The organism is Streptomyces sp. NPDC005648, assembly GCF_040605395.1.
GTDB lineage: Bacteria > Actinomycetota > Actinomycetes > Streptomycetales > Streptomycetaceae > Streptomyces.
Genome location: NZ_JBEXCS010000127.1, coordinates 1 through 22,533 on the forward strand (window position 1 = coordinate 1; position 22,533 = coordinate 22,533).

Annotated in this window: 18 protein-coding genes; 6 read left to right on the forward strand and 12 right to left on the reverse strand. The window is 72.0% G+C overall.

Annotated features, from left to right (window positions below):
• Window positions 1-398: 398 nt before the first annotated feature.
• Window positions 399-1,403: a stage II sporulation protein M gene (locus tag ABZT17_RS41250; protein ID WP_356357248.1), complete on the reverse strand. Its 1,005-nt coding sequence runs from the start codon at window positions 1,401-1,403 to the stop codon at window positions 399-401.
• A 130-nt stretch (window positions 1,404-1,533) separates the two neighbouring features.
• Between ABZT17_RS41250 and ABZT17_RS41255 the strand changes: the two genes are divergently transcribed.
• Window positions 1,534-2,499 carry an RDD family protein gene (locus tag ABZT17_RS41255; protein ID WP_356357250.1) on the forward strand — a complete coding sequence of 322 codons (966 nt, stop codon included), beginning with the start codon at window positions 1,534-1,536 and terminating at the stop codon, window positions 2,497-2,499.
• Window positions 2,500-2,551: 52 nt separating this feature from the next.
• Here ABZT17_RS41255 and ABZT17_RS41260 read toward each other — a convergent pair whose 3' ends face one another.
• The 8 genes from ABZT17_RS41260 to ABZT17_RS41295 form a co-directional block, all read right to left on the reverse strand.
• On the reverse strand, window positions 2,552-3,166 hold the full coding sequence (locus ABZT17_RS41260) for a hypothetical protein (protein ID WP_356357251.1): 615 nt from the start codon (window positions 3,164-3,166) through the stop codon (window positions 2,552-2,554).
• 111 nt (window positions 3,167-3,277) lie between these two features.
• A complete protein-coding gene (gene ahcY / locus ABZT17_RS41265) occupies window positions 3,278-4,735 on the reverse strand; it encodes an adenosylhomocysteinase (protein WP_356357253.1) in 1,458 nt (485 codons plus the stop codon).
• 359 nt (window positions 4,736-5,094) lie between these two features.
• Window positions 5,095-6,075, reverse strand: a complete 981-nt coding sequence (locus ABZT17_RS41270) for a cation diffusion facilitator family transporter (RefSeq protein ID WP_356357255.1) — start codon at window positions 6,073-6,075, stop codon at window positions 5,095-5,097.
• 136 nt (window positions 6,076-6,211) lie between these two features.
• Complete coding sequence (gene manA / locus ABZT17_RS41275; protein WP_356357257.1) at window positions 6,212-7,363, reverse strand: mannose-6-phosphate isomerase, class I; 1,152 nt, start codon at window positions 7,361-7,363, stop codon at window positions 6,212-6,214.
• Window positions 7,364-7,454: 91 nt separating this feature from the next.
• Window positions 7,455-8,585, reverse strand: a complete 1,131-nt coding sequence (locus tag ABZT17_RS41280) for an SIS domain-containing protein (protein ID WP_356357259.1) — start codon at window positions 8,583-8,585, stop codon at window positions 7,455-7,457.
• A gap of 240 nt (window positions 8,586-8,825) precedes the next feature.
• A complete protein-coding gene (locus ABZT17_RS41285; protein ID WP_007382472.1) occupies window positions 8,826-8,996 on the reverse strand; it encodes a Trm112 family protein in 171 nt (56 codons plus the stop codon).
• A 163-nt stretch (window positions 8,997-9,159) separates the two neighbouring features.
• Window positions 9,160-10,524 carry a phosphomannomutase/phosphoglucomutase gene (locus ABZT17_RS41290; RefSeq protein ID WP_356357261.1) on the reverse strand — a complete coding sequence of 455 codons (1,365 nt, stop codon included), beginning with the start codon at window positions 10,522-10,524 and terminating at the stop codon, window positions 9,160-9,162.
• Between the two features lie 349 nt (window positions 10,525-10,873).
• The gene (locus ABZT17_RS41295; RefSeq protein ID WP_356357262.1) at window positions 10,874-11,296 is read right to left on the reverse strand and encodes a DUF3499 domain-containing protein; all 423 of its coding nucleotides are present in this window, start codon (window positions 11,294-11,296) and stop codon (window positions 10,874-10,876) included.
• 295 nt (window positions 11,297-11,591) lie between these two features.
• Here ABZT17_RS41295 and ABZT17_RS41300 point away from each other — a divergent pair, with 295 nt between their 5' ends.
• Complete coding sequence (locus ABZT17_RS41300) at window positions 11,592-12,044, forward strand: metallopeptidase family protein (protein ID WP_356357276.1); 453 nt, start codon at window positions 11,592-11,594, stop codon at window positions 12,042-12,044.
• Window positions 12,045-12,104: 60 nt separating this feature from the next.
• Here the strand turns inward: ABZT17_RS41300 and ABZT17_RS41305 are convergent, their stop codons facing one another.
• From ABZT17_RS41305 to ABZT17_RS41315, 3 genes are all read right to left on the reverse strand, one after another.
• Window positions 12,105-13,637, reverse strand: coding sequence for a DUF5719 family protein (locus tag ABZT17_RS41305; protein WP_356357264.1), 1,533 nt, complete (start codon window positions 13,635-13,637; stop codon window positions 12,105-12,107).
• On the reverse strand, window positions 13,634-17,368 hold the full coding sequence (locus ABZT17_RS41310) for a glycosyltransferase (protein ID WP_356357266.1): 3,735 nt from the start codon (window positions 17,366-17,368) through the stop codon (window positions 13,634-13,636). The genes ABZT17_RS41305 and ABZT17_RS41310 overlap by 4 nt, the downstream gene beginning before the upstream one ends.
• A gap of 179 nt (window positions 17,369-17,547) precedes the next feature.
• Window positions 17,548-17,811: a WhiB family transcriptional regulator gene (locus tag ABZT17_RS41315; RefSeq protein WP_003975777.1), complete on the reverse strand. Its 264-nt coding sequence runs from the start codon at window positions 17,809-17,811 to the stop codon at window positions 17,548-17,550.
• 622 nt (window positions 17,812-18,433) lie between these two features.
• Between ABZT17_RS41315 and ABZT17_RS41320 the strand changes: the two genes are divergently transcribed.
• The 4 genes from ABZT17_RS41320 to ABZT17_RS41335 all read left to right on the forward strand — a co-directional run bounded on the left by ABZT17_RS41320 (window position 18,434) and on the right by ABZT17_RS41335 (window position 22,397).
• Window positions 18,434-18,940 carry a cysteine dioxygenase family protein gene (locus ABZT17_RS41320; RefSeq protein ID WP_356357268.1) on the forward strand — a complete coding sequence of 169 codons (507 nt, stop codon included), beginning with the start codon at window positions 18,434-18,436 and terminating at the stop codon, window positions 18,938-18,940.
• Between the two features lie 33 nt (window positions 18,941-18,973).
• A complete protein-coding gene (cofD, locus tag ABZT17_RS41325; RefSeq protein WP_356357270.1) occupies window positions 18,974-19,951 on the forward strand; it encodes a 2-phospho-L-lactate transferase in 978 nt (325 codons plus the stop codon).
• Window positions 19,948-21,279, forward strand: coding sequence for a coenzyme F420-0:L-glutamate ligase (locus ABZT17_RS41330; RefSeq protein ID WP_356357272.1), 1,332 nt, complete (start codon window positions 19,948-19,950; stop codon window positions 21,277-21,279). The genes cofD and ABZT17_RS41330 overlap by 4 nt, the downstream gene beginning before the upstream one ends.
• A gap of 101 nt (window positions 21,280-21,380) precedes the next feature.
• The gene (locus ABZT17_RS41335) at window positions 21,381-22,397 is read left to right on the forward strand and encodes a DNA-3-methyladenine glycosylase 2 family protein (protein WP_356357274.1); all 1,017 of its coding nucleotides are present in this window, start codon (window positions 21,381-21,383) and stop codon (window positions 22,395-22,397) included.
• Window positions 22,398-22,533 lie beyond the last annotated feature (136 nt).

The window sequence follows — 22,533 nt, forward strand, 5'->3', positions numbered from 1 at the left end:
AGTTCTCAAGGAACGGTCGCTTCCTTTGTACTCACCCTCTCGGGCTTTCCTCCGGGCGCTTCCCTTCGGTCTTGCGTTTCCGACTCTATCAGATCTTTTTCCGATCCGATTTCCTCGGTGCTTTCCAGGTTCCCGCTTTCGCGTTTCCCTTTCCGGCGGTTCCGACTTTATCAGAAGTTCCGGGCCGGACTGGCCGGCCGCTCATTTCCGATTCATCGGGAGTGGCTTCTTCGAAATCGATGTGTCGATGTTCCGAGAAGCAGACAGACGCTCACTGTTACCGAACGGGATGAACCCGGCTCCAGGCAACTGTTCGAATCTACCTCCCCTGCCGGTCCGTGTCAACGGCTCCTGCGGGGCGAAGAAGAGACTAACAGCTCGGCGGGCGTGCCCGCACATCAGGCTGCCGTGGGCACCGTGGCGCTGCGCTCAGCCGCCTCGAGATCTCCCGTCTCCCCGGCACGAGCCGCGCGGCCGCCGAGGATGAAGACGTAGGCGAGGAAGGTGAGCTCGGCTGTGACGCCGATGCCGATGCGGGCCCAAGTGGGCAGGCCCGAGGGGGTGACGAACCCTTCGATGGCGCCGGAGACGAACAGCACCAGGGCGAGACCGATCGCCATGCCGATGGCGGCACGGCCCTCCTCCGCCAGGGCCGTGCGGCGGGATCGTGGGCCGGGGTCGATGACGGTCCAGCCGAGGCGGAGCCCGGTGCCGGCCGCGACGAAGACCGCGGTGAGTTCGAGCAAGCCGTGCGGGAGGACCAGACCGAGGAAGGTGTCGAGCCGGCCGGCCGAGGACATCAGGCCGAAGCCCACCCCGAGGTTGAGCATGTTCTGGAAGAGGATCCAGAGGACGGGCAGGCCGAGGAAGATGCCCAGGATGAGGCACTGGGCGGCGGCCCAGGCGTTGTTCGTCCAGACCTGGGCGGCGAAGGAGGCCGCGGGGTGGCTGGAGTAGTACGTCTCGTACTGGCCCCCGGGGCGAGTGAGCTCCCGTAGCTCGTTGGGAGCGGCGATGCTCGCCTGCACCTCGGGGTGGGTGGCTATCCACCATCCCAGGAGGACGCCGACGACGACGGAGAGAAGAGCCGTGGGCACCCACCAGCGGCGCGATCGGTAGACCGCGGACGGGAAGCCGTAGGCGAGGAACCGTGTGACGTCCCTCCAGGAGGCGCGCCGGGTGCCTGTCACCGCACTACGCGCGCGTGCCACGAGTTGGCTGAGCCGGCCGGTCAGCTGGGGGTCGGGCGCGCTGGACTGGATGAGGGAGAGATGGGTGGCCGTGCGCTGGTAGAGCGCGACGAGTTCGTCGGCCTCGGCACCGGTGAGACGACGGCGTCCGAGCAGTGAGTCGAGGCGGTCCCACTCGGCTCGGTGGGTGGTGACGAAGACGTCGAGGTCCATCGGTCTGCCTGCTCCTCGGCTGTTCGTCGGCGACCTGTCGTGGATGTCAGCTTGTCGTACTGCGGCGCGATGCGCCCTCAGCTTGGCAGACTGGCCGACAACAGGGCAGGCCAGGGGAAGGGCGGCGGGCGTGAGTGAGCTGGTGACGGGCGAGGCGGTGGCGCTGGAGTTGCGCCCTGCGAGGCTGCCCAGCAGGGCCCTCGCGGTGCTGCTGGATCTGGTGGCGGCTGTCGCCGTCTACACCGTCGTGACCATTGCGCTCGTCGCCGCCACGGCCTCGTTGGACGACGCGGCGCAGATCGCGGTGTCGATCGCGACCTTCGTCCTGGTGCTGGTGGGGGCGCCGATCGCGGTCGAGACGCTCAGTCATGGGCGGTCGCTGGGGAAGCTGGCGTGCGGGCTGCGGGTGGTGCGGGACGACGGTGGGCCGATCCGGTTCCGTCATGCGCTGGTCCGGGGTGGGATCGGCGTCTTCGAGATCCTGCTGACGTTCGGTGTCATCGCCTGCATCGCGTCGCTCGTGTCGGCCCGCGGGCGCCGGCTCGGGGACGTCTTCGCCGGGACTCTGGTCGTACGGGAACGGATACCTGTCGCACGGACCGGCTTCATGCCTCCGCCGCCGCCCTGGCTGGCGGGGCGGTTCTCGGAACTCGATCTGTCCGCCGTTCCCGACGGGCTGTGGCTGGCCGTGCGCCAGTACCTGACGCGGATGCAGCAGCTCGATCCGCAGGTCGGCTGGGCGATGTCGCAACGGCTCGCGGCCGATGTCGCGACGCGTACGGGCGCGCCGGTCCCGCAGGGTGTGCCGCCGGCTGCCTATCTGGCCGCGGTGGTGCAGGAGCGGCAGGCCAGGGAGGTGCGGCGGGCTTTCCCGAGCGGTCCCGTGGCGGCTCCGCCGCCGGCGGCCCCGGTGGAAGGCCGGTCCGAGGTGTCGGCACCCTCGCCGTACGAGATCCGGCCGGCGTACGAGACTCGACCCTCGCACGAGACGCCGTACGAGCCCCCGTCCGAGACCCGGCCCGCGGCGCCGGCGGAGGCGCCGCCCGTCGGCGAGCGGCCCGCCCCCAGGACGACCGGGTTCGTGCCGCCGGCCTAGTCCGTCGTTCCGCCTGCCTTCCCGGACGGGGGGCGGACGGACCCCCCTTCGATCAGGTGAAGACCGACGGGGGCGATTCGAGGTCTTCCAGCTCGATGCCGGGCGCCGCGAGGACCACGTCTCCGGCGATGTGCACGGTGTGCTGCTCGCCCGTGTCCAGCGCTGTGACCTGGTATTCGTCCACGGTCAGGGGGCCGTTGTCAGTGGCGTGTGCTTCTCTGTTCAGCAAGGTCCAGGACTGGTCCACGGTGCGCGGGGCGAGGACGGGGTCCGTGAAGCTGACGAGGCGTACGCGGGTCGCCGAGGCGGAGGGGGTGAGGCGCAGGAGACGGGTGGTGGCGACGAGGAACGCGGGGGATGTGCCGGTGAAGGCGTGGGCGCGCACGTTGCCTTCGGTGGCCTGAGCTCCGGTGGGGTCCGTACGGACCCAGGTGACGCCGTCGAGGGCGGCGCCGCGGACCTGCCAGTCGGCGGCGTGGAGTTCCAGGCGGATGGGGCGGCCGAGGTCGTCGAGGGTGAGGTCGACGGAGCCGCGGTGATCGCCCGAGGGGGCGGTCAGCTGCGAGACGTAGCGCCAGCCGGAGGGGCCGGGGGCGCAGTGGAAGTGCTCTTCTGCGAGGGGGGTGTGATCGTGCGGATCGTGGAGCGAATAGCGGCCGCGGGGCATGGGTGTCCTGGGTCTTGACGGCTGATACGGCCAAGGGACCGCAAGGCCGAAGGGGCAGGCCCCCGACACGGGGGTGCGGGGGCCTGCCTCGGAGGTACTGCGGCGGCAGCGTCAGTAGCGGTAGTGGTCCGACTTGTACGGGCCGTCGACATCGACGCCGATGTACGCCGCCTGCTCCGGACGCAGCGTGGTCAGCTTCACGCCGAGCGCGTCCAGGTGGAGACGGGCGACCTTCTCGTCCAGGTGCTTGGGCAGCGTGTAGACGCCGGTGGGGTACTCGTCGGGCTTGGTGAACAGCTCGATCTGGGCCAGGGTCTGGTCCGCGAAGGAGTTGGACATCACGAACGACGGGTGACCGGTCGCGTTGCCCAGGTTCAGCAGGCGGCCCTCGGACAGCACGATGAGGACCTTGCCGTCGGGGAAGGTCCAGGTGTGGACCTGCGGCTTGACCTCGTCCTTGACGATGCCGGGGATCTTGGCGAGGCCGGCCATGTCGATCTCGTTGTCGAAGTGGCCGATGTTGCCGACGATCGCCTGGTGCTTCATCTTCGCCATGTCCGACGCCAGGATGATGTCCTTGTTGCCGGTGGTGGTGACGAAGATGTCGGCCTTGTCGATGACCTCGTCGAGGGTGGTGACCTGGTAGCCGTCCATTGCCGCCTGGAGGGCGCAGATCGGGTCGATCTCGGTGACGATGACGCGGGCGCCCTGACCGCGCAGGGACTCCGCGCAGCCCTTGCCCACGTCGCCGTAGCCGCAGACGACCGCGGTCTTGCCGCCGATGAGGACGTCGGTGGCGCGGTTGATGCCGTCGATCAGGGAGTGGCGGCAGCCGTACTTGTTGTCGAACTTCGACTTGGTGACGGCGTCGTTCACGTTGATCGCCGGGAACAGGAGGACGCCGTCGCGCTGCATCTCGTACAGGCGGTGGACGCCGGTGGTGGTCTCCTCGGTCACGCCGCGGATCTCGGACGCCAGCTGGGTCCACTTCTGAGAGCCGTCCGTGATGGTGCGGTGCAGGAGTTCGAGGATGACGCGGTGCTCGTCGGACTCGGCGGTGTCGACGGAGGGGACCTTGCCGTCCTTCTCGTACTCGACGCCCTTGTGGACGAGGAGGGTGGCGTCACCACCGTCGTCGAGGATCATGTTCGGGCCGCCGGTGGGGGTGTTCGGCCAGGTCAGCGCCTGCTCCGTGCACCACCAGTACTCCTCCAGCGTCTCGCCCTTCCAGGCGAAGACGGGGACGCCCTGGGGGTTGTCCACGGTGCCGTTGGGGCCGACGGCGACGGCGGCGGCCGCGTGGTCCTGGGTGGAGAAGATGTTGCAGGACGCCCAGCGGACCTCGGCGCCCAGGGCGACCAGGGTCTCGATGAGGACCGCGGTCTGCACGGTCATGTGCAGGGAGCCGGTGACCCGGGCGCCGGCCAGCGGCTGGGTCTCGGCGTACTCCTTGCGGATCGCCATCAGACCGGGCATCTCGTGCTCGGCGAGGGTGATCTCCTTGCGGCCGAAGTCGGCCAGGGAGAGGTCGGCGACCTTGAAGTCCTGTCGGTTGTCGACAGTCGTCATTGCGAGCTGCTCCTCGGGATCGGTTCGAGGGTGGGTACGGCTGGTCTGCGCGGCGGCGGACACAGGGGTGCCCGAGAAGAGGACACAGGCATGCCCGCGTGCGCGCAGCGCAGTCCGTCGGAGGCCCTCTCTCCCTCGGTCGGTCCGCGATGGGACCGCCCGACCGCCATCAGCAGCGACGTCTGGCTCCACCCCAAGCTACACCGACCGGCCCGACCGCCCCAGTCCGCCTCCGGACAGATCGTGCCGATCGCGGCGTTCGGAGGGGTTCCGCGAGGGGTGGGAACAGCGACAACAGGACATGTGGTCGTCCGAGCGGGTCACCGTGGACGGGAAACCCGATCAGGCTGTCGTACCGGTCAGTGCTCTGCGGGGTGCGGGGCCGGGCCGCCCGGGGTCGCCTCGCGGTCCGGGCCCTTGGCGGCCTCGGCCTCGCTGTAGATGTCCGGTTCGAGGTAGATCACACGTGCGATGGGGACGGCGGCGCGGATGCGGGCCTCGGCGGCGTTGATGGCGGAGGCGACCTCGGCGGCCGTGTCGTCGTGCTGGACGGCGATCTTGGCGGCGATCAGCAGCTCCTCGGGGCCGAGGTGGAGCGTGCGCATGTGGATGATGCCGGTGACGGTGTCGCCGTCGACGACGGCGGCCTCGATCTTCTTGACCTCCTCGATGCCCGCGGCCTCGCCCAGGAGGAGCGACTTGGTCTCGGCGGCCAGGACGAGGGCGATGAGGACGAGCAGGATGCCGATGCAGACCGTGCCGATGCCGTCCCAGACGCCGTCGCCGGTGAGCAGCGCCAGGCCGACCCCGCCGAGGGCGAGGACCAGACCGATGAGTGCGCCGAAGTCCTCCAGGAGGACGACGGGCAGTTCGGGCGCCTTGGCCCGGCGGATGAACTGCGACCAGGAGAGCTTGCCGCGCAGTTGGTTGGACTCCTTGATGGCCGTCTTGAAGGAGTAGCCCTCGGCGATGATGGCGAAGGCGAGGACGCCCACCGGCCAGTACCAGTGCTCCACCTCGTGCGGGTGGCGGATCTTCTCGTAGCCCTCGTAGATCGCGAACATGCCGCCGACCGAGAACAGGACGATGGAGACCAGGAAGGCGTAGATGTAGCGCTCGCGGCCGTAGCCGAAGGGGTGTTGCGGGGTCGCCTCGCGCTGGGCCTTCTTGCCGCCGATCAGCAGCAGGAACTGGTTGCCGGAGTCGGCGAGCGAGTGGACGCCCTCGGCGAGCATCGACGACGAGCCGCTGAACGCGAACGCCACGAACTTCGATGCCGCGATGGCGAGGTTGGCGCCGAGTGCCGCCACGATCGCCCTGGTGCCGCCTGACGCGCTCATGTGTCCGCGTTGTCCCTTCGCCTTCGTACGTGTGCCGCCCGGGGACCCGCCTCGCCGCGGCTTTGCCCGCCCTTTGCCGGTGGGCCATTCTTGCAGCCCTGTCCGGCGACGGCGTGTCAGGTATCCACAACCCCGGTCATACGATCACAGTGGCCCGGAAGACCGTACCCGCTCCGGACACTTCGGCCTTCTCGCCCGCCGGGACGAACACCGACCGGCCGGGGCTCAGTTCGTGGTCGCCCGCCCGCACGGACCCGGCCGTGCAGAGCAGGATCTGCGGGGTCGGCAGGGTGAGGTCGTGGGCCCGCGTGCCCTCCGGGAGGACGTACCGGGACAGCCGGAACTCGTCGATCGGGGTGTCGTAGACCTCCTCGCCGTCCGGCGAGGCCTCGGGGCGCAGGACTCCCGGGTCGCTCGCCTCGAAGCGGACGACGCGCAGGAGTTCGGGGACGTCGACGTGCTTGGGGGTCAGACCGCAGCGCAGGACGTTGTCGGAGTTGGCCATGATCTCGACGCCTAGGCCGTTCAGATACGCGTGCGGGATGCCCGCGCCCAGGAACAGGGCCTCGCCGGGCTGCAGACGGACGTGGTTGAGCAACATGGCGGCGATGACGCCCGGGTCGCCCGGGTAGTGGTGGGCGATGTCCGCGTAGGGCGCGTACGCGCCGCCCAGGCGCGCGCAGGCGGACGCGGCCTCGGTGACCGTGTGGCGCATCTCCTCGGGGTCGGCGCTGAGGATCGCCGTGAGGACCTCGCGCAGGGCGGCTTCCTCGGGGTGGGCGTGCAGGAGGTCGACGTACGGCTTGAGGGAGTCGACGCCCAGGCCGTCGAGGAGGCCAGCCGCGTGGAGCGGGTCGCGGAAGCCGCACAGGCCGTCGAACTCGGTGAGCGCGCAGATCAGTTCGGGCTTGTGGTTGGCGTCCTTGTAGTTGCGGTGCGGGGCGTCGACCGGGATGCCGCGGCGCTCCTCGTCGTCGTAACCCTCCTTCGCCTGGGCGAGGTCGGGGTGCACCTGGAGGGAGAGCGGGGCGCCGGCGGCGAGGATCTTCAGGAGGAAGGGCAGGCGGGGGCCGAACTTCGCCACGGCGGCCGGGCCGAGTTCGCGCTCCGGGTCGGCGTCGATGACCTCGACGAGCGTGCCGCGTCCGGTGCGTGACGGGGCGCCCGGGTGAGCGCCCATCCACATCTCCGCCTGCGGTTCGCCGTTCGGCGCCACACCCAGGAGGCCGGGGATGGCGGTGGTGGATCCCCAGGCGTAGGGGCGGATGGTGTTGTCGAGGCGGTCCATGCGGTTCTCTCTGCCGGTTCTCGGTACGTGCGTGTGCGCTCTCGGCGCTCGGGTACGGCGCCCTGAGGCGGTCAGGGCGCCGGCGTCAAGATCAGGCCCCCGAGGCGAGCGCCAGGTAAACGGCGGCGAAATCCGTGATGGCGATCAGTTCGGCGAGGGTCTCCAGTTCGCCGCCCTCCTCCGGCTCCAGCTCGCTGATCGGCGTGTCGTGGCTGAGGGCCAGGTCACGGGCGGTGGGCGCGGCGGTGAGGCCGCCGATCGGGCGGTCGCGCAGCAGCACCACGCGCGCGTGCAGCGCGGGCGCCTCCTCGACGCGGTCACGGAAGAAGTCGTCCGGGTCGGCGCTGGCGGCGAGCGGGCCCGCGAGCAGGGCGCTGTGCGCGGCGAGCGCCTCGGGGAGCTCGGAGACGACGGCGGGACGGCCGGCGAGTTCGGCGAGGGCCGCGGCGAAACGCCGGCCGGCGGGGCCGGCCGAGGTGCCCTCGGTCCATACGACGGGCAGCGCGTCGGCGAGTTCGGCGGCGAGCGTCTTGGCCGGGTTGCTGTAGGTCGCGATGGCGGGGCCGCAGCGCTCGGCGATGTGGTCGAGGCGGTCGGCGACCTTCTCGATGGCGTCCGGCGGGGCGGAGAGCAGGCCGGTGCGGTCCAGGAGCGCGAGGAGGGGGGTGAGCAGCGCCCACAGGACCCCGGGGGCGGACGCGGCGAGCTCTTCCTCCTCCTGCTCGTAGGGGGCCGTCGCCATCGGTACGAACAGGCCGTGCGCGCCTTCGACGGCCTCCGTGAGGGGCGTGCGGGCGGGGGCGACCGCGACGACCGTGCAGCCTCGGCGGTAGGCGGCCTCGGCGAGCAGGGACAGGCCCGGTTCTGTGCCGTCCGGGGTGGTGATCAGGAGCAGGTCGACCGATCCGGCCCAGCCAGGGAGTTCCCAGCGCAGGGCGCCCGCGGCGGGGGCGACCCCGGTGGGGGCGAGGCGGATGACGGGGCTGCCGGGGCCGGCCAGGGTGCCGAGGAGATCGGCGGCGCAGATGGCGGCCGCGCCGGGGCCCGCGATGAGGACGGCGCGGGGGCGGCCGTCGGGCTTGAGGTCGTTGACACCGGCCTCGGCGGCGTGCCGGGCGGCGGTGCGGACGCGGGCGCCCGCCTCGGCGGCGCCGCGCAGCAGGCCTCGTCGGTCGGCCTCCGAGAGCGCCTCGGGGGTGTCGAGCAGCGATTCGTCGAGCATGGGGCGGCAGCCTCCGATCGCCGGTCCTCGGGGGGCGGCGGGCTTGGGGGTGCGTGCGGCGGGTGGGGCGGGGCGGGGCCGGTGGGGCGGCGCGTTCGCGACGGCGGGTGGGGCGGGTCTCGTCAGAAGAGCCCCGTGCCCTTCGCCACGAGGAGCTGTGCGGACTTCGCTACGAGGAGGTGCGTGGCCTCCTCCACGAGGAGCAGCGCGGCCCGCGTCACGAGGGGCTGTGCCTTCTCGTCACGCGGGGCGGCGGGCCTCGTCGACGAGAAGGACGGGGATGCCGTCGCGGACCGGGTACGCCAGGCCGCAGTCCTGGCCGGTGCAGATCAGCTCGGTGTCCTGCTCCTTGAGGGGAGCGTGGCAGGCCGGGCAGGCGAGGATCTCCAGGAGGCCGGCTTCGAGCGGCATGGGGTGTCCCTTCGGGTGTGCGGATGTGCCTGGTCAGAGTACCGCCGTAGGGGGTGGGGTGCGGGGGCTGTCGCCCACGGACCCCCGCTTCGGTCTGAAGGGCCTCGTCCTCGAACGCCGGACGGGCCGGGAGACGACACCGGCCCCGGAAGAGACGTGCCCCTCAGCCCCGGATGATCGCCAGGACCTCCTCCCGCACCTTCGTCATCGTCGCCTCGTCTCTGGCCTCAGCGTTCAGGCGGAGCAAGGGCTCCGTGTTGGACGGGCGGACATTGAACCACCAGTCGGCGGAGGTGACGGTGAGGCCGTCGAGTTCGTCGAGGGTGGTGTCCTCGCGGGGGCCGTAGGCCGCCTTGATGGCGGCGACGCGGTCCGCCTGGTCGGCGACCGTGGAGTTGATCTCGCCGGAGCCCACGTAGCGGTCGTATTCGGCGGTGAGGGCGGAGAGCGGGTCCTCCTGGCCGCCGAGGGCCGCGAGGACGTGCAGAGCCGCCAGCATGCCCGTGTCGGCGTTCCAGAAGTCCTTGAAGTAGTAGTGGGCCGAGTGCTCGCCGCCGAAGATCGCTCCCGAGGCCGCCATTTCGGCCTTGATGAAGGAGTGGCCGACGCGGGTGCGGACCGGGGTGCCGCCGTTCTCCTTCACGACCTCCGGGACCGACCAGGAGGTGATCAGGTTGTGGATGATCACGCCCTTGCCGCCGTTGCGGGCGAGTTCGCGGCGCGCGACCAGCGCCGTGATCGCGGACGGGGACACGGGGTCGCCGTGCTCGTCGACCACGAAGCAACGGTCCGCGTCGCCGTCGAAGGCGATGCCCAGGTCGGCGGACTCCTCGCGGACGCGCTGCTGGAGGTCCACGAGGTTCGCCGGGTCCAGCGGGTTGGCCTCGTGGTTCGGGAAGGTGCCGTCGAGTTCGAAGTACATCGGGACGAGGGTCAGCGGCAGGCCGGCGAAGACCGTGGGGACCGTATGACCGCCCATGCCGTTGCCCGCGTCGACCACGACCTTCAGGGGGCGGATGGAGGTCAGGTCCACGAGGGAGCGGAGGTGGGCCGCGTAGTCCGACAACGTGTCGCGCCGCGTGACGGTTCCCGGTTCGGTGACCGGTTCCGGAGCGCCCGACTCCAGCCATTCCTCCGCCAGTTCGCGGATCGTGGACAGGCCCGTGTCCTGGCCCACCGGCGCCGCGCCCGCGCGGCACATCTTGATGCCGTTGTACTGGGCGGGGTTGTGGGAGGCCGTGAACATCGCGCCCGGGAGGCCGAGGGCGCCGGACGCGTAGTACAGCTGGTCCGTCGAACACAGGCCGATCTCCGTCACGTCGGCCCCCTGAGCCATCGCCCCGCGCGCGAAGGCACGTGACAGGCCGGGGGACGACGGCCGCATGTCGTGGCCCACGACGATCGCGTCCGCGTCGGTCACCCGGACGAAGGCCGCGCCGAAGAGCTCGGCCAGGGGCTCGTCCCACTGGTCCGGGACCACTCCGCGTACGTCGTACGCCTTCACGATCTGCGACAGATCAGCAGCCACGGCCAACCCTCCTGAAGTCCTATCGGTCGCCCCAAACTACCCGTACCGGATGACCGGGCGTCGCACGGATGCCGAGCGGGGCCACCGCCGTAACCTCAGGTCAAAGGCGGGTGAGAAGGCGGTGAGGGGGCGGGGCTCCGGGGAGGGGGAGCATCCGGATGATGGGAACGAGGTCCACGACTGCGCCCCGGGAGGCTCTGGAGACGGCTGGGCCGAGCGGTACGCGGTTGGGCGAGCCGAGGGACCTGAACGGCCGCCAGAAGGCCCGTCAGGGCCCGTCAAACCCGTGAGATCCCATCAGGTGAGCGGAGCGGGAAGTGAACTCCCCGCGCTCGGCCTGGTTCGCGGGTCAGTTGTCCGGGGACCGCAGCACCCGGAGATGGCCGCGCCTCGCGACCTCCATCGGGTCCGCCGTGCGCGCACCGCCGCCCGCGCCGGCCGCGCGCTCCTGCGGACGGGCCGCCTCGCGCACCGCGTTGGCAAGCGCTTCCAGATCGTCGCCGCTGGGGCGGGCCGGTGCGTTGCCGTCGAGGAGCCGGACGACCTCCCAGCCGCGCGGGGCGGTGAGGCGCTCGGAGTGCTCGGCGCACAGGTCGTAGCAGTGGGGTTCGGCGTAGGTGGCGAGCGGGCCGAGGACCGCGGTCGAGTCGGCGTAGACGTACGTCAGCGTCGCTACGGCGGGACGGCCGCAAGCGGTGCGCGAACAGCGACGTACAGGGCTCACGACGTTGGACGGTACCGCACTCTTGAGCGGGCCGCGACGACTCCCCACCAGGTCACTCCACCGTGTCGTGGTGTGAATCGCCCCACACACCCCTCCAGACACACCCTTTTGACCTGCGCGGACGGGCGTTCACAGGGCCACGCGGGGCTCCGCGTCCGGTCAACTCTCCGTACAAACACCGTCATTTGCCTCGACATCGACGGTCTCGTAGAGATACGGAAACGAGCCCAATCTTGGCTGGAATGGTCATCCTGCGACATGCCGTGGCGGGTGGCCGGACGGTGTCCGGGATGCCGCGTGGAGCCGGGCGTCGGGTCTCGGCGGGGACTACGCTTCACCAGTGATGGACAACCCCGTACCGCCCCGTGCAGCCGGCCGCCCCGGGCCCCGCCGTCGTGACCGCCACGGCAGGGGCATGCGCGGCCCCATCGCGCCTCCCCAGGTGCCGCTCGCGGCGAGCCGTGCCGATGTGTTCGCGGACCTGGTGCAGGACTCCGTGGAGCGGCTGGAGCGGCGCTGGCCGCAGCTCGCCGACATCGATTTCCTGGTCCTCGAGGTGCCTCGGCTGGACGGGCCCGGGCAGGTCTGGAACGACGAGGCGGTGCCGCTGGGCGGCACGATTCCCGCGCGCGAGGGACGTCCCGCGCGCGTGGTCGTCTACCGGCGGCCGGTGGAGATCCGCACGAAGGGGCGCGACGAGCGGGCCGCCCTGGTGCACGAGGTCGTCGTGGAGCAGGTGGCCGAGCTGCTGGGGCTGACCCCGGAGACCGTCGATCCGCGCTACGGCGAGGACTGAGCCCCACCGACAGCGCTCACCCCTGCCTCACTTCCGCCTCACTTCCGCCCCATCCCTGCCTTACTTCTGCAGCACCGACAGGTCCTCGTCCGCCTGTGGCACCGACACCAGCCCCCGGTCGTCCGGCAGGGTCTGGATCGTGAAGCCGGGGACGCCCTCCTCCGTGGCCGCCAGGGTGCGGGAGGCGTAGACCGGGCCGCCGGATACGGGTTCGACCGTCAGCGCGTACGTGCCCTTCAGACCCGTCGGGACCGGGGCGTCGACGTCCTGGGTGGTGCCGGCCTTGATCGTGTACGTCTTGGAGACCGTCGTGCCGTTGCCGCTGCCCGCCGACGCGGTGACCTTCACCGTGGCCGTGCGGGTCGCCGCGGTGATCGACAGGGTGGAGCCCTTGCCACTGTTGTCGGCCGACGTCGCGCGCGTGCCGACCGGGGCGCTCGCCGGGATGAACGCCGTCTCCTGCTTGCCGCTCTTGCCGCGGACGATCTTCAGCGCGGCCACGACCGGTACCGACTGGTCCGTGGGGGTCAGGATCAGGGAGCCCGCCTCGCCGCGGGTGACGGCACCGAGGTCGACGGCTGTCGTCATGCCGGCCTTGACGTGGAGCGTCTCGTTGCCCGCGGGCGTGATCGGACCGGACGGGGTGGCCAGGCGCACCTTCAGGTCGGCGTCCGAGTCGCCCGGGGTGAAGGCGATCAGCCGGACCGAGGAGGCGTCCTTGGGGATGCCGGGCAGGACGAGGCTGCCCGCCGGGTCCGTGGAGGCCTGCAGCCAGTCGCCGCCCGACTTGTCGTCCAGGGCCTGCACGGCGGCCCCCACCCGCCCGCTGCGCACGTTGACATGCACCGTGAGGTCGGTCTGCTTCTCGTCGGTGAGGGTGGACAGCAGGACCGGGTCGCTGGAGTGCGGCGGGACGGTGATGCCCTCCCCCACCGCGGACTTGAGGGCGCCGTCCTTGCCGTAGAGCTCGATGTCGACGACGGCGGCGGAGTCGTCGGGGTTGGTCAGATGGACGTAGTCGGTGCGGTCGGCGCTGGTGCTGGCGCCCGGGAACCAGAACTCCGTGTCCGGCGCGGTGCAGTTGACGCCCTGCAGACCGCGGCCCGACCCCGCGGCGACCTCGGTGGTCTCCTGCACCGACCAGCCCGGCGCGAACTTGCCCTCCGCGGTGCCGATCAGCGCGGGCGCGTCGGAGCCCGACGTGTCCCCGGTGACGGGCGTGCCGGGCTCCTTGGGCGTGAGGACCGGCTTGTCGGCCGTCTTCTTGCCCTTGCCCTTCTTGTTCTTCGCGGTGTCCTTCGTGCTCTTGCCGTCGCCCGTGCCGTCGTCCGACTGCACGGTGGCGGCCTGGAGTTCGGCCTGGCCGTCGCTTCCGGTGCCCTTGGTGACGGGTGTGAAGGACGTGTACGACGTCTCGGCGATGTCGGAGGTGCTCGGGGCCGGGCAGAGCAGTGTCGTGCGCTCCACGGGCAGTTCGGCGGCCGCCTTGGCGGTGGCCGCGCCGGAGGCGCCCGGCGCGGTGAGCGAGGCGAACCCGGTGATGGCGGCGAGCGCGGCCGCACCGGCGATCAGGGAGATGAGGGTGCGCTTCACTGCTGACTCCCGTCGGGGCGCTCAGGGTTGTGCGGATGCTGCTGCGCCGGGTCGTACGCGGGGTCGTAGCCCTGGGGTGTCTGCTGGTACGTCGGGTCGTACGCGGTGGGGTCGTAGGCCGTGGGGTCGTACCCGCCCTGGGCCGTACCGCCGTAGGCGTACGGGTCGTACTGGCCGCTCTGGTACGGGTCCGCCTGGTACGACTGGTCGTACGCGCCCCCCGGGTACTGCTGGGCGTTCTGGTACCGCTCGTCGGCGTAGGGGTCGTAGCCGGCGGTCTGGTAGCTCGCCGGATCCCCCTCCCAGGCCTGGACGTCCTCGCCCGGGGAGACCCCCATGTCGTAGGCCTGCTGCTGCGGGACCGGGACCGGTGTCTCCTCCGGAGCCGGCTGGGGCACCGGGAACTCGCCGGTCTGGTCCGCCTCCTCCGCCTCGCTCTGGGCGCGCAGACGGCGGGCGCGACGGCCCTCGCCGGCGACGGCCTGGGCGGGGATCGAGGGCTCCTCGGGGAGGTCGTCGTCGACGTCGCGGCGGCGGCCGGGCAGGGCCATGACGATGAGGACGACGGCGAGGGAGCCCTGGGCCCACAGCCAGGCGGTGTGGGTGATCGGGTCGTCGTAGGTGACGGCCAGCCGGCCGCCGGAGGCGGGGAGTTCGAAGCCCTGGGCCCAGCCGTCGACCGTGGTGCGGGTGAGCGGTCTGCCGTCCAGGGTGGCCGTCCAGCCCTCGGCGGCGGTGTCGGCGAGGCGCAGGACGCGGCCGGCGGCCCCGGCGGGGATGGTCGTGCGGATGTCGACCGGGCCGGCCGCCACGGGCTGCGGTGTGCCGGTTTTGGAGGCGGTGACGATCGTCGCACGGGCCACCTCCTGGTCGACCCGCCACAGGGCGCTGCCGTCCTGCTGGCTGAGGCGGGAGAGGCCGGGCGTGGCGTCCAGGACCCGGGTGACCTCGCGGGGTGCGCCCTTGTGGACGAGGACGTAGCGCACCGCGAACTCGCCCAGTTCGTCGGCCTGGTCGGCGCCGGAGCCGGCGACGAGGTTGGCGACGACCTTGTCGAGCTTGGCGTTCTCCCCGTCGGCCGCGGCGGTCTCGGCGTCGCCGAGGCGGGCGCCGGAGCCGCGCACCAGCGTGTAGCCGACGTGGGCGGCGGAGTCGCTGTCGAGGACGAGGGTGCGGGCCTGGTCGCTGGTGCCGCTCTCCTCGGCGACGAACGCGGGCACCTGGGTGGGGTCGCGGCGCTCCAGCGGTCCGTCGGCGCCGCGGATCATCCAGCCGGCGGCGACCAGCAGCGGGCCCGCGAGGGAGGCGAAGGCGATCAGCGCGGCGACCGGCTGGCGCCAGCCGAAGCTCTGCTCGGCGACCCGCGCGCGTGCGCCGTCGGCGCCCAGGGCGGCGGCGGCCAGCAGGGCGATGCCGTAGACGAGGGTGGCGGGGCCCGCCCAGGTCGAGCCGTTGGACAGGACGGCGAAGACGAGGCCCACCAGGGCGACCGCCCAGGCCGTCCAGATGCCGAACTGGCGCTCCGAGCGCAGCAGGGCGGCCAGCGCGGCCAGGACGACGCCGATCAGCATCAGCCCGTCGACCGTGCCCGGGCCGCCGGGGCTGATGCCGAGCAGGTCGAGGGCGGAGGCGGCCGAGGGGCCGTAGTCCAGGCCGGCCTGCTTGAAGAAGCCGAACGGGAGCAGCGTCAGCGACCAGGGCGCGAGGACCAGCAGGGGCGAACCGAGCTGGGCCAGGAAGCGCGGACCGTAGGCGGTGATGTCGGCGCGGCGGAGCACGAGCACCGCGATCCCGAGGATCAGCGCGATCGGCCACACGATCGGTGTGAACGCCGTGGTGATCGTCAGGAGCAGGGCGTACGCCCAGGTGGCGCGCCAACTGCCGCGCGTGCCCGAGGCGTTCGTGAAGCCGCCGGCGGCGATGCCCGCACGCGCGACGAGCGGCAGCAGCACGGCCAGCACGGCGGTGCCGATGCGGCCGCCGGCGAGCGCGCCGGTGGCGGCGGGCAGGAAGGCGTAGACGACGGCCGCCCACGCGCGCAGCAGGCGTGACTCGACGAGCGGGCGGGAGGCGAAGTAGGCGGTGAAGCCGGCGAGCGGGACCGAGCAGACCAGCAGGACGGTGACCGCGAGGCCGGTGGAGCCGAGGAAGACGGAGGCCAGCGCGGCCACGATCGCCAGGTAGGGGGGCGCGGACGGGGTGCCGCCGGCGCCGACCGCGTGCCAGGAGTCGAGATAGCGCGACCACAGCTCGCTCGCGTCGCCCGGGGCGGGCAGCAGGGCGCCGCCCGCGAGCGCGCCGCCGCCGAGCAGTTCACGGCAGGCGACCAGGGAGACGAACAGCAGGACCAGGAAGAGCATCGGGCCCGGTTTGCGGGCGATGCGCTTGAGGCGGGCGAACTGCTCGATCTCCAGGAAGTCGGCGTCGTCGCCGCCCGGCCCGGACTCGACGGCGCCGCCGTGCCGTCCGGCGCCGGCGGCGGCCTCGGCCTCGGAGTCGCTGAAGAGGTTGCCGGCGACCTGTTCGACGGTGGCCCGCACGGTCGCGCCGGGCGGCGGGAACAGCGCCCGCAGCTCGCCCTTGTCGATCTGCGGGGTCCCGCGCCTGCGCCGGCCCGCGATGATCCGCTCGGGCCGCAGCAGTGTGCCCAGGAGGCCGCGGATCTCGTCGACGGCCTGTCCGGGGACCTTGCCGACGAGGTAGGCGACGGTACGCAGGAGCGTGCCGACCACGAGCCGCACCAGCACCCAGGGCAGCGCGGCGGTACGGCTGTTGACGAGCAGGGTGTAGACGGCGCCGGCCTTGTCGACCATGTGCGGTGAGGCGGCGCCGCGGCCCGCGCAGTCGACGGTGCGGCGCTCGCGCGAGGCCGCCTCGGCGTGTCGTACGACCGCCTCGGGGGCGATCAGGACGCGGTGGCCCGCGGCGGTGGCGCGCCAGCACAGGTCGACGTCGTCACGCATCAGCGGCAGCCGCTTGTCGAAGCCGCCGAGCTGCTCGAAGACATCGCGCCGGATCAGCATGCCGGCGGTGGACACCGACAGCACGGGGCGGACGTGGTCGTGCTGGCCCTGGTCCTGCTCGCGGCGGTCCAGGCCGGTCCAGCGGCGGCCGGAGTGGGCGATGGAGACGCCGACCTCCAGGAGCTGGCGCCTGTCGTACCAGCCGCGCAGCTTGGGGCCGACGACGGCGACGTCGTCGCGGCCGAGCTCCAGCTCGTTCTCCACCACGCGCAGCAGCTGGGCCAGCGCGTCGGGGTCCGGGGCGCAGTCGTCGTGCAGCAGCCACAGCCACTGGACGGGCTCGCCGTACGGGAGCTCCGGCATGTCGTAGGCGTCGTCGCGCCACGAGCGGGTGACGGGGTCCCAGCCGCTGGGCCGCTTCAGGTACGGCAGCTCGTCCGGGGTCAGCACGGGAGCGGTCCGGGCCGCCTCCTCGACGGCCTGGCCGAAGCCGGTACGGCGGGCCAGGTGCAGCACGCGGTCGGCGCCGAGGGCGTCGGTGACCAGCCGGGCGGAGTCGTCGCCGCTGCCGGTGTCGGCCGCCATGACGTACTGGACGGGGCGCTCCTGGCCGAGCAGCCCGGCGAGCGCGTCGGGCAGCCAGCGGGCGCCGTCGTGGGAGACGACGACCGCGGTCACCACGTGACGCGGGAACTCGGGCGGGCGGGTCGGGTCAAACACTGCGGTGGCAGCGTCGTGTTGGGCTGCCGTGTGGCTGTGCACGGACATCGAGGTACGGGCCCCGGTTCGATGGACTGCGGTGGACGTCTGCGCCCTGTGGGGGCGGCGAGGCGTCTCGGACGAGCGACCACACTATCGGCTGGGCACAACAGCGGCCCGCCGCCTGTGGATAACCACCTGCGACGGGCCGTTCCCGCGCTGTCGTGTGTAGGTGTCCGTAGGTGTCCTCAGACGGCGGCCTTCTTCAGGCGGCGGCGTTCTCTCTCGGACAGACCGCCCCAGATACCGAAGCGTTCGTCGTTGGCGAGGGCGTACTCGAGGCACTCGGAGCGGACCTCACAGGCGAGGCAGACCTTCTTGGCCTCGCGGGTGGAACCGCCCTTCTCGGGGAAGAAGGACTCGGGGTCGGTCTGGGCGCACAGCGCGCGCTCCTGCCAGCCGAGTTCCTCGTCCGCGTCGTCGACCAGCAGTTGCTGCACCAGCTCGGTCATGTGCGCCCCTCGTCAGTCTTTCGCGTCCCCGTGATGTAGCCGTTACCGATTCCGGCTGAACGACACGAGTGAAATTACAAGTGTGCTGCTCCGGGCGAGTCAAGCCGAGATCTGCTATTGGGCCCCTTATTCACTCTGCGGAACCAAGGCCATGCGGAAAGTGTTCAAATCGGCATAAACCTTGACACGCAGACGAGACCCAGGGGGCCTCCGACCCCGCGCACGAGCCTGTACGGGGAAGGACGCCCGGACGTTCGATCCCGTTCCACAGGAGGCCTGTGCGCCCGGTTGTGCGCCATGTGTCCCGGTCGGGCGGTGAACAAACCTTTCACCTCGCAGATGGACCGGATGAGGTGAAACGCGTCCCACATACCGGGTGTCGAGTTGACAGTCGAGGTGTGAACCGATTGCCTTGTGGGCATGCTCGCGAACTTGGCGCCCACCTCGACCCGCACCGCCGGGTCCCACGGTGCAGCCCGCGCTCGCTGTAGCTGTCGCTGTTCCAGCTGTTGAGCCGTACCCGCTCCAGCTGACGACCGAGTCGCCCACGCGGCTCGGTCTCGGTATTTCCCCGCACTTCGTTCCCCTCTGACCTCCCTTCACTGAGGAACCACCGCACTTCATGAACAGCGACAACGACCTCCAGATCGCCGGCGACCTCCTCGAGGTCCAGCACCTGCTGCAGCCGCCGCGCGAGCACCCGGTGACCGTGGCCGAGTTCGTGGGCCTGGCCCGCTCCATCGCCGCGGACCGCTCACAGTGGGAGCACCTCGTCGAGTACGACACCACGACACGCTGGTACCACCGGCTGCGCACCGGTCCCGGCTACGAGGTGTGGCTGCTGTCCTGGGTGCCCGGGCAGGGCAGCGGGCCGCACGACCACGGGCGGTCGTCGGGTGTGCTGACCGTGCTGGAGGGGACGCTGACCGAGCGGACCGAGCGGGGCACGCGCGCGCTGGGCGAGGGGGCACAGCGGGTGTTCGCGCCGGGGTACGTCCACGAGGTCGTCAACGACGCGCTGGAGCCGGCGGTCAGCCTGCACGTCTACTACCCGGGCCTGACCGAGATGCCCATGCACACCTCGCCGCACTGCGAGGCGCGGACCGAGCCGCGTCCGGTGTCCGCCTGACGCGTTGTCGTACCCGCCTGCGAGACTTGGCGCATGCGAATCGTGGTTCTGGCAGGCGGCATCGGTGGTGCCCGGTTCCTGCGCGGTCTGAAGCGGGCCGCGCCGGACGCGGACGTCACCGTCATCGGCAACACCGGGGACGACATCCACCTCTTCGGCCTGAAGGTCTGCCCGGACCTCGACACGGTGATGTACACGCTCGGCGGCGGCATCAACGAGGAGCAGGGCTGGGGCCGGGCCGACGAGACCTTCCATCTCAAGGAGGAGCTCGCGGCCTACGGCGTGGGCCCGGAGTGGTTCGGGCTCGGCGACCGGGACTTCGCCACCCATATCGTGCGGACGCAGATGATCGGCGCCGGCTATCCGCTGAGCGCGGTGACCGAGGCGCTGTGCGACCGGTGGAAGCCGGGGGTGCGGCTGCTGCCGATGACCGACGACCGCGTCGAGACGCATGTGGCCGTCACGCTGCCCGACACCGGCTCCGGGGCGGGCGAGCGCAAGGTGGTGCACTTCCAGGAGTACTGGGTGCGGCTGCGGGCCTCGGTGCCGGCCGAGGCGGTCGTCCCGGTCGGCGCGGAGCAGGCGAAGCCGGCGCCGGGGGTGCTGGAGGCGATCGCCGAGGCGGATGTCGTGCTGTTCCCGCCGTCCAATCCGGTGGTGTCGGTCGGCACGATTCTCGCCGTGCCGGGGATTCGTGAGGCGATCGCGGAGGCCGGGGTGCCGGTCGTGGGCCTCTCCCCCATCGTCGGGGACGCGCCCGTGCGCGGGATGGCCGACAAGGTGCTCGCCGCGGTGGGCGTGGAGTCCACGGCCGCGGCGGTCGCCGAGCACTACGGCTCGGGGCTGCTGGACGGCTGGCTCGTCGACACCGTGGACGCGGGCGTCGTGGAGCGCGTCGAGGCGGCCGGGATCCGGTGCCGGGCGGTGCCGCTGATGATGACCGACCTGGAGACGACCGCGCAGATGGCGCGGGAGGCCCTGGCGCTGGCGGAGGAGGTGCGGACGTCATGAGCGAGGAGACTGCCGACCTGGGCGTCGCGGCCGACGGCGGTTACCGGGTCTGGGCCGTGCCCGGGCTGCCCGAGGTGCAGCGGGGCGACGATCTCGCCAAGCTGATCGCCGCCGCGGAGCCGGGGCTGGTCGACGGGGACGTGGTGATCGTCACTTCGAAGATCGTGTCCAAGGCCGAGGGGCGGATCGTCGCGGCGGACGACCGGGAGGCCGCGATCGACGCCGAGACGGTGCGGGTCGTGGCCCGGCGAGGGGCTCTGCGGATCGTCGAGAACCGGCAGGGCCTGGTGATGGCCGCCGCGGGTGTCGACGCCTCCAACACCCCTGCGGGGACCGTGCTGCTCCTTCCCGAGGACCCGGACGGCTCCGCGCGCGCGATCCGCGACGGTCTGCGGGACGCGCTCGGTGTCGACGTCGGCGTCCTGGTGACCGACACGTTCGGGCGGCCCTGGCGCTCGGGGCTCACGGATGTCGCGATCGGCGCCGCCGGTGTGCGGGTGCTGGACGATCTGCGCGGGGGCACGGACGCGTACGGCAATCCGCTGAGCGCGACCGTCGTCGCCACGGCGGACGAACTCGCGGCGGCCGGTGATCTCGTCAAGGGCAAGGCCGCCGGGCTGCCCGTCGCCGTGGTGCGGGGGCTGGCGCATGTGGTGGCCGACGACCACGAGGAGGGCGCGCGGGCCATGGTGCGCGGTGCGCGCGACGACATGTTCCGGCTGGGGACGTCCGAGGCGGTACGGGAGGCGGTGGCCCAGCGTCGTACCGTACGGGCGTTCACGGACGAGCCCGTCGACCCCGGGGCCGTGCGGCGGGCGGTGGCCTTGGCTGTGACCGCGCCGGCGCCGCATCACACGACTCCGTGGCGGTTCGTGCTGCTGGAGTCGGAGGCGGCACGGGGTCGGCTGCTGGACGCCATGCGGGACGCGTGGATCGCGGATCTGCGGCGGGACGGCAAGTCGGAGGAGTCGGTCGCGAAGCGGGTGCGGCGCGGGGACGTGCTGCGCAACGCGCCGTATCTGGTGGTGCCCTGTCTGGTGATGGACGGGTCGCACACCTATGGGGACACTCGGCGGGACGGCGCCGAGCGGGAGATGTTCGTGGTGGCCGCGGGGGCCGGGGTGCAGAACTTCCTGGTGGCGTTGGCCGGAGAGCGGCTCGGCTCGGCGTGGGTCTCCTCGACGATGTTCTGCCGTGATGTCGTACGGGAGGTGCTCGGGCTGCCGCAGGAGTGGGATCCGATGGGGGCGGTGGCCGTGGGGCATCCGGCGGAGGAGCCGAGGCCGCGGGCGGCGCGGGACGCGGCGGGCTTCATCGAGGTGCGGTGAGGGGCGGGCGCCCGGGGTCCGGGTTCAGGGCGTCGCAGGCATGCCGGCCGTCATGCATCGCCTAGTCTCTTAGGACATCCCCGACCCCCAGGAACTCAGCCGTGGCAGGACGTTTCGCTCCTCGGTCCACTCGTACGACCGTGCGTGGTGGAGAAGTCGTTCTGCCCTCGGGGATACCCCGGCAGGCCCAGGCCCAGGCCCCGGCCCCGGGACGGGCGCGGACCGTCGTGCCCGAGGGGCCGTTGGATCTCGGGCTGGTGCTGGGGCCGCTCAGGCGGGGGCCCGCGGATCCCACCTTCCGGGCGATGCCCGACGGGTCGGTGTGGCGGGCGTGTCTGACGCCTGCGGGACCGGGGACGCTGAGGGTGTCCGTGCAGGGAGGCGCGGTACGGGGTGAGGCCTGGGGAGCGGGGGCCGAGTGGCTGCTGGAGCAGTTGCCGCAGTTGCTCGGGGGGATGGACGAGCCGGAGGCCTTCGTGCCCCGGCATCGGGTGGTGGCCAGTGCCTGGCATCGACGGCCGGGGCTTCGGCTGACGCGGACCGGGCTGGTGCTGGAGTCGCTCATTCCGTCCGTGTTGGAGCAGAAGGTCACGACCGACGAGGCGTATCGGGCCTGGCGGATCCTGGTGCGGAAGTTCGGGGAGCCGGCGCCCGGACCCGCCGCCGGCGGACGGCTGTGGGTGATGCCGGGACCTCGGACGTGGGCGCTGATTCCGTCGTGGGAGTGGCATCGGGCCGGCGTCGACAACAAGCGGGCGTCGACGATTCTGCGGGCGGTGCGGGTGGCGGGGCGGCTGGAGGAGGCCGTGGGCATGGAACCCGCCGCCGCTCAGGCCCGGTTGGAGGTCGTCCCGGGGATCGGGCCCTGGACGTCCGCGGAGGTGGTGCAGCGGAGTCATGGCGCGGCCGACGCGGTGACCGTGGGGGATCTGCATCTGCCGGGGATCGTGGGGTGGGCGCTCGCCGGGGACCGGGACGCGGACGACGCCGTGATGCTGGAGCTGCTGGAGCCCTATGCGGGGCAGCGGCATCGGGCGGCGCGGCTGATTCTGCTGAGCGGGCGGACGCCGGGGCGGCGGGCGCCGAAGATGCCTCGCGTCGACATCGGCCGCTTGTAAAGGGACCGCCGCGGGGGTTGCGGTACCAGGGGGCACCGTCCCCCGCCGTCGGTCGCGGTGCCTGGGGGCTCCGCCCCCAGACCCCCGATCGGCCCTTGAGGGGCCTCGTCCTCAAACGCCGGACGGGCTGAACAGC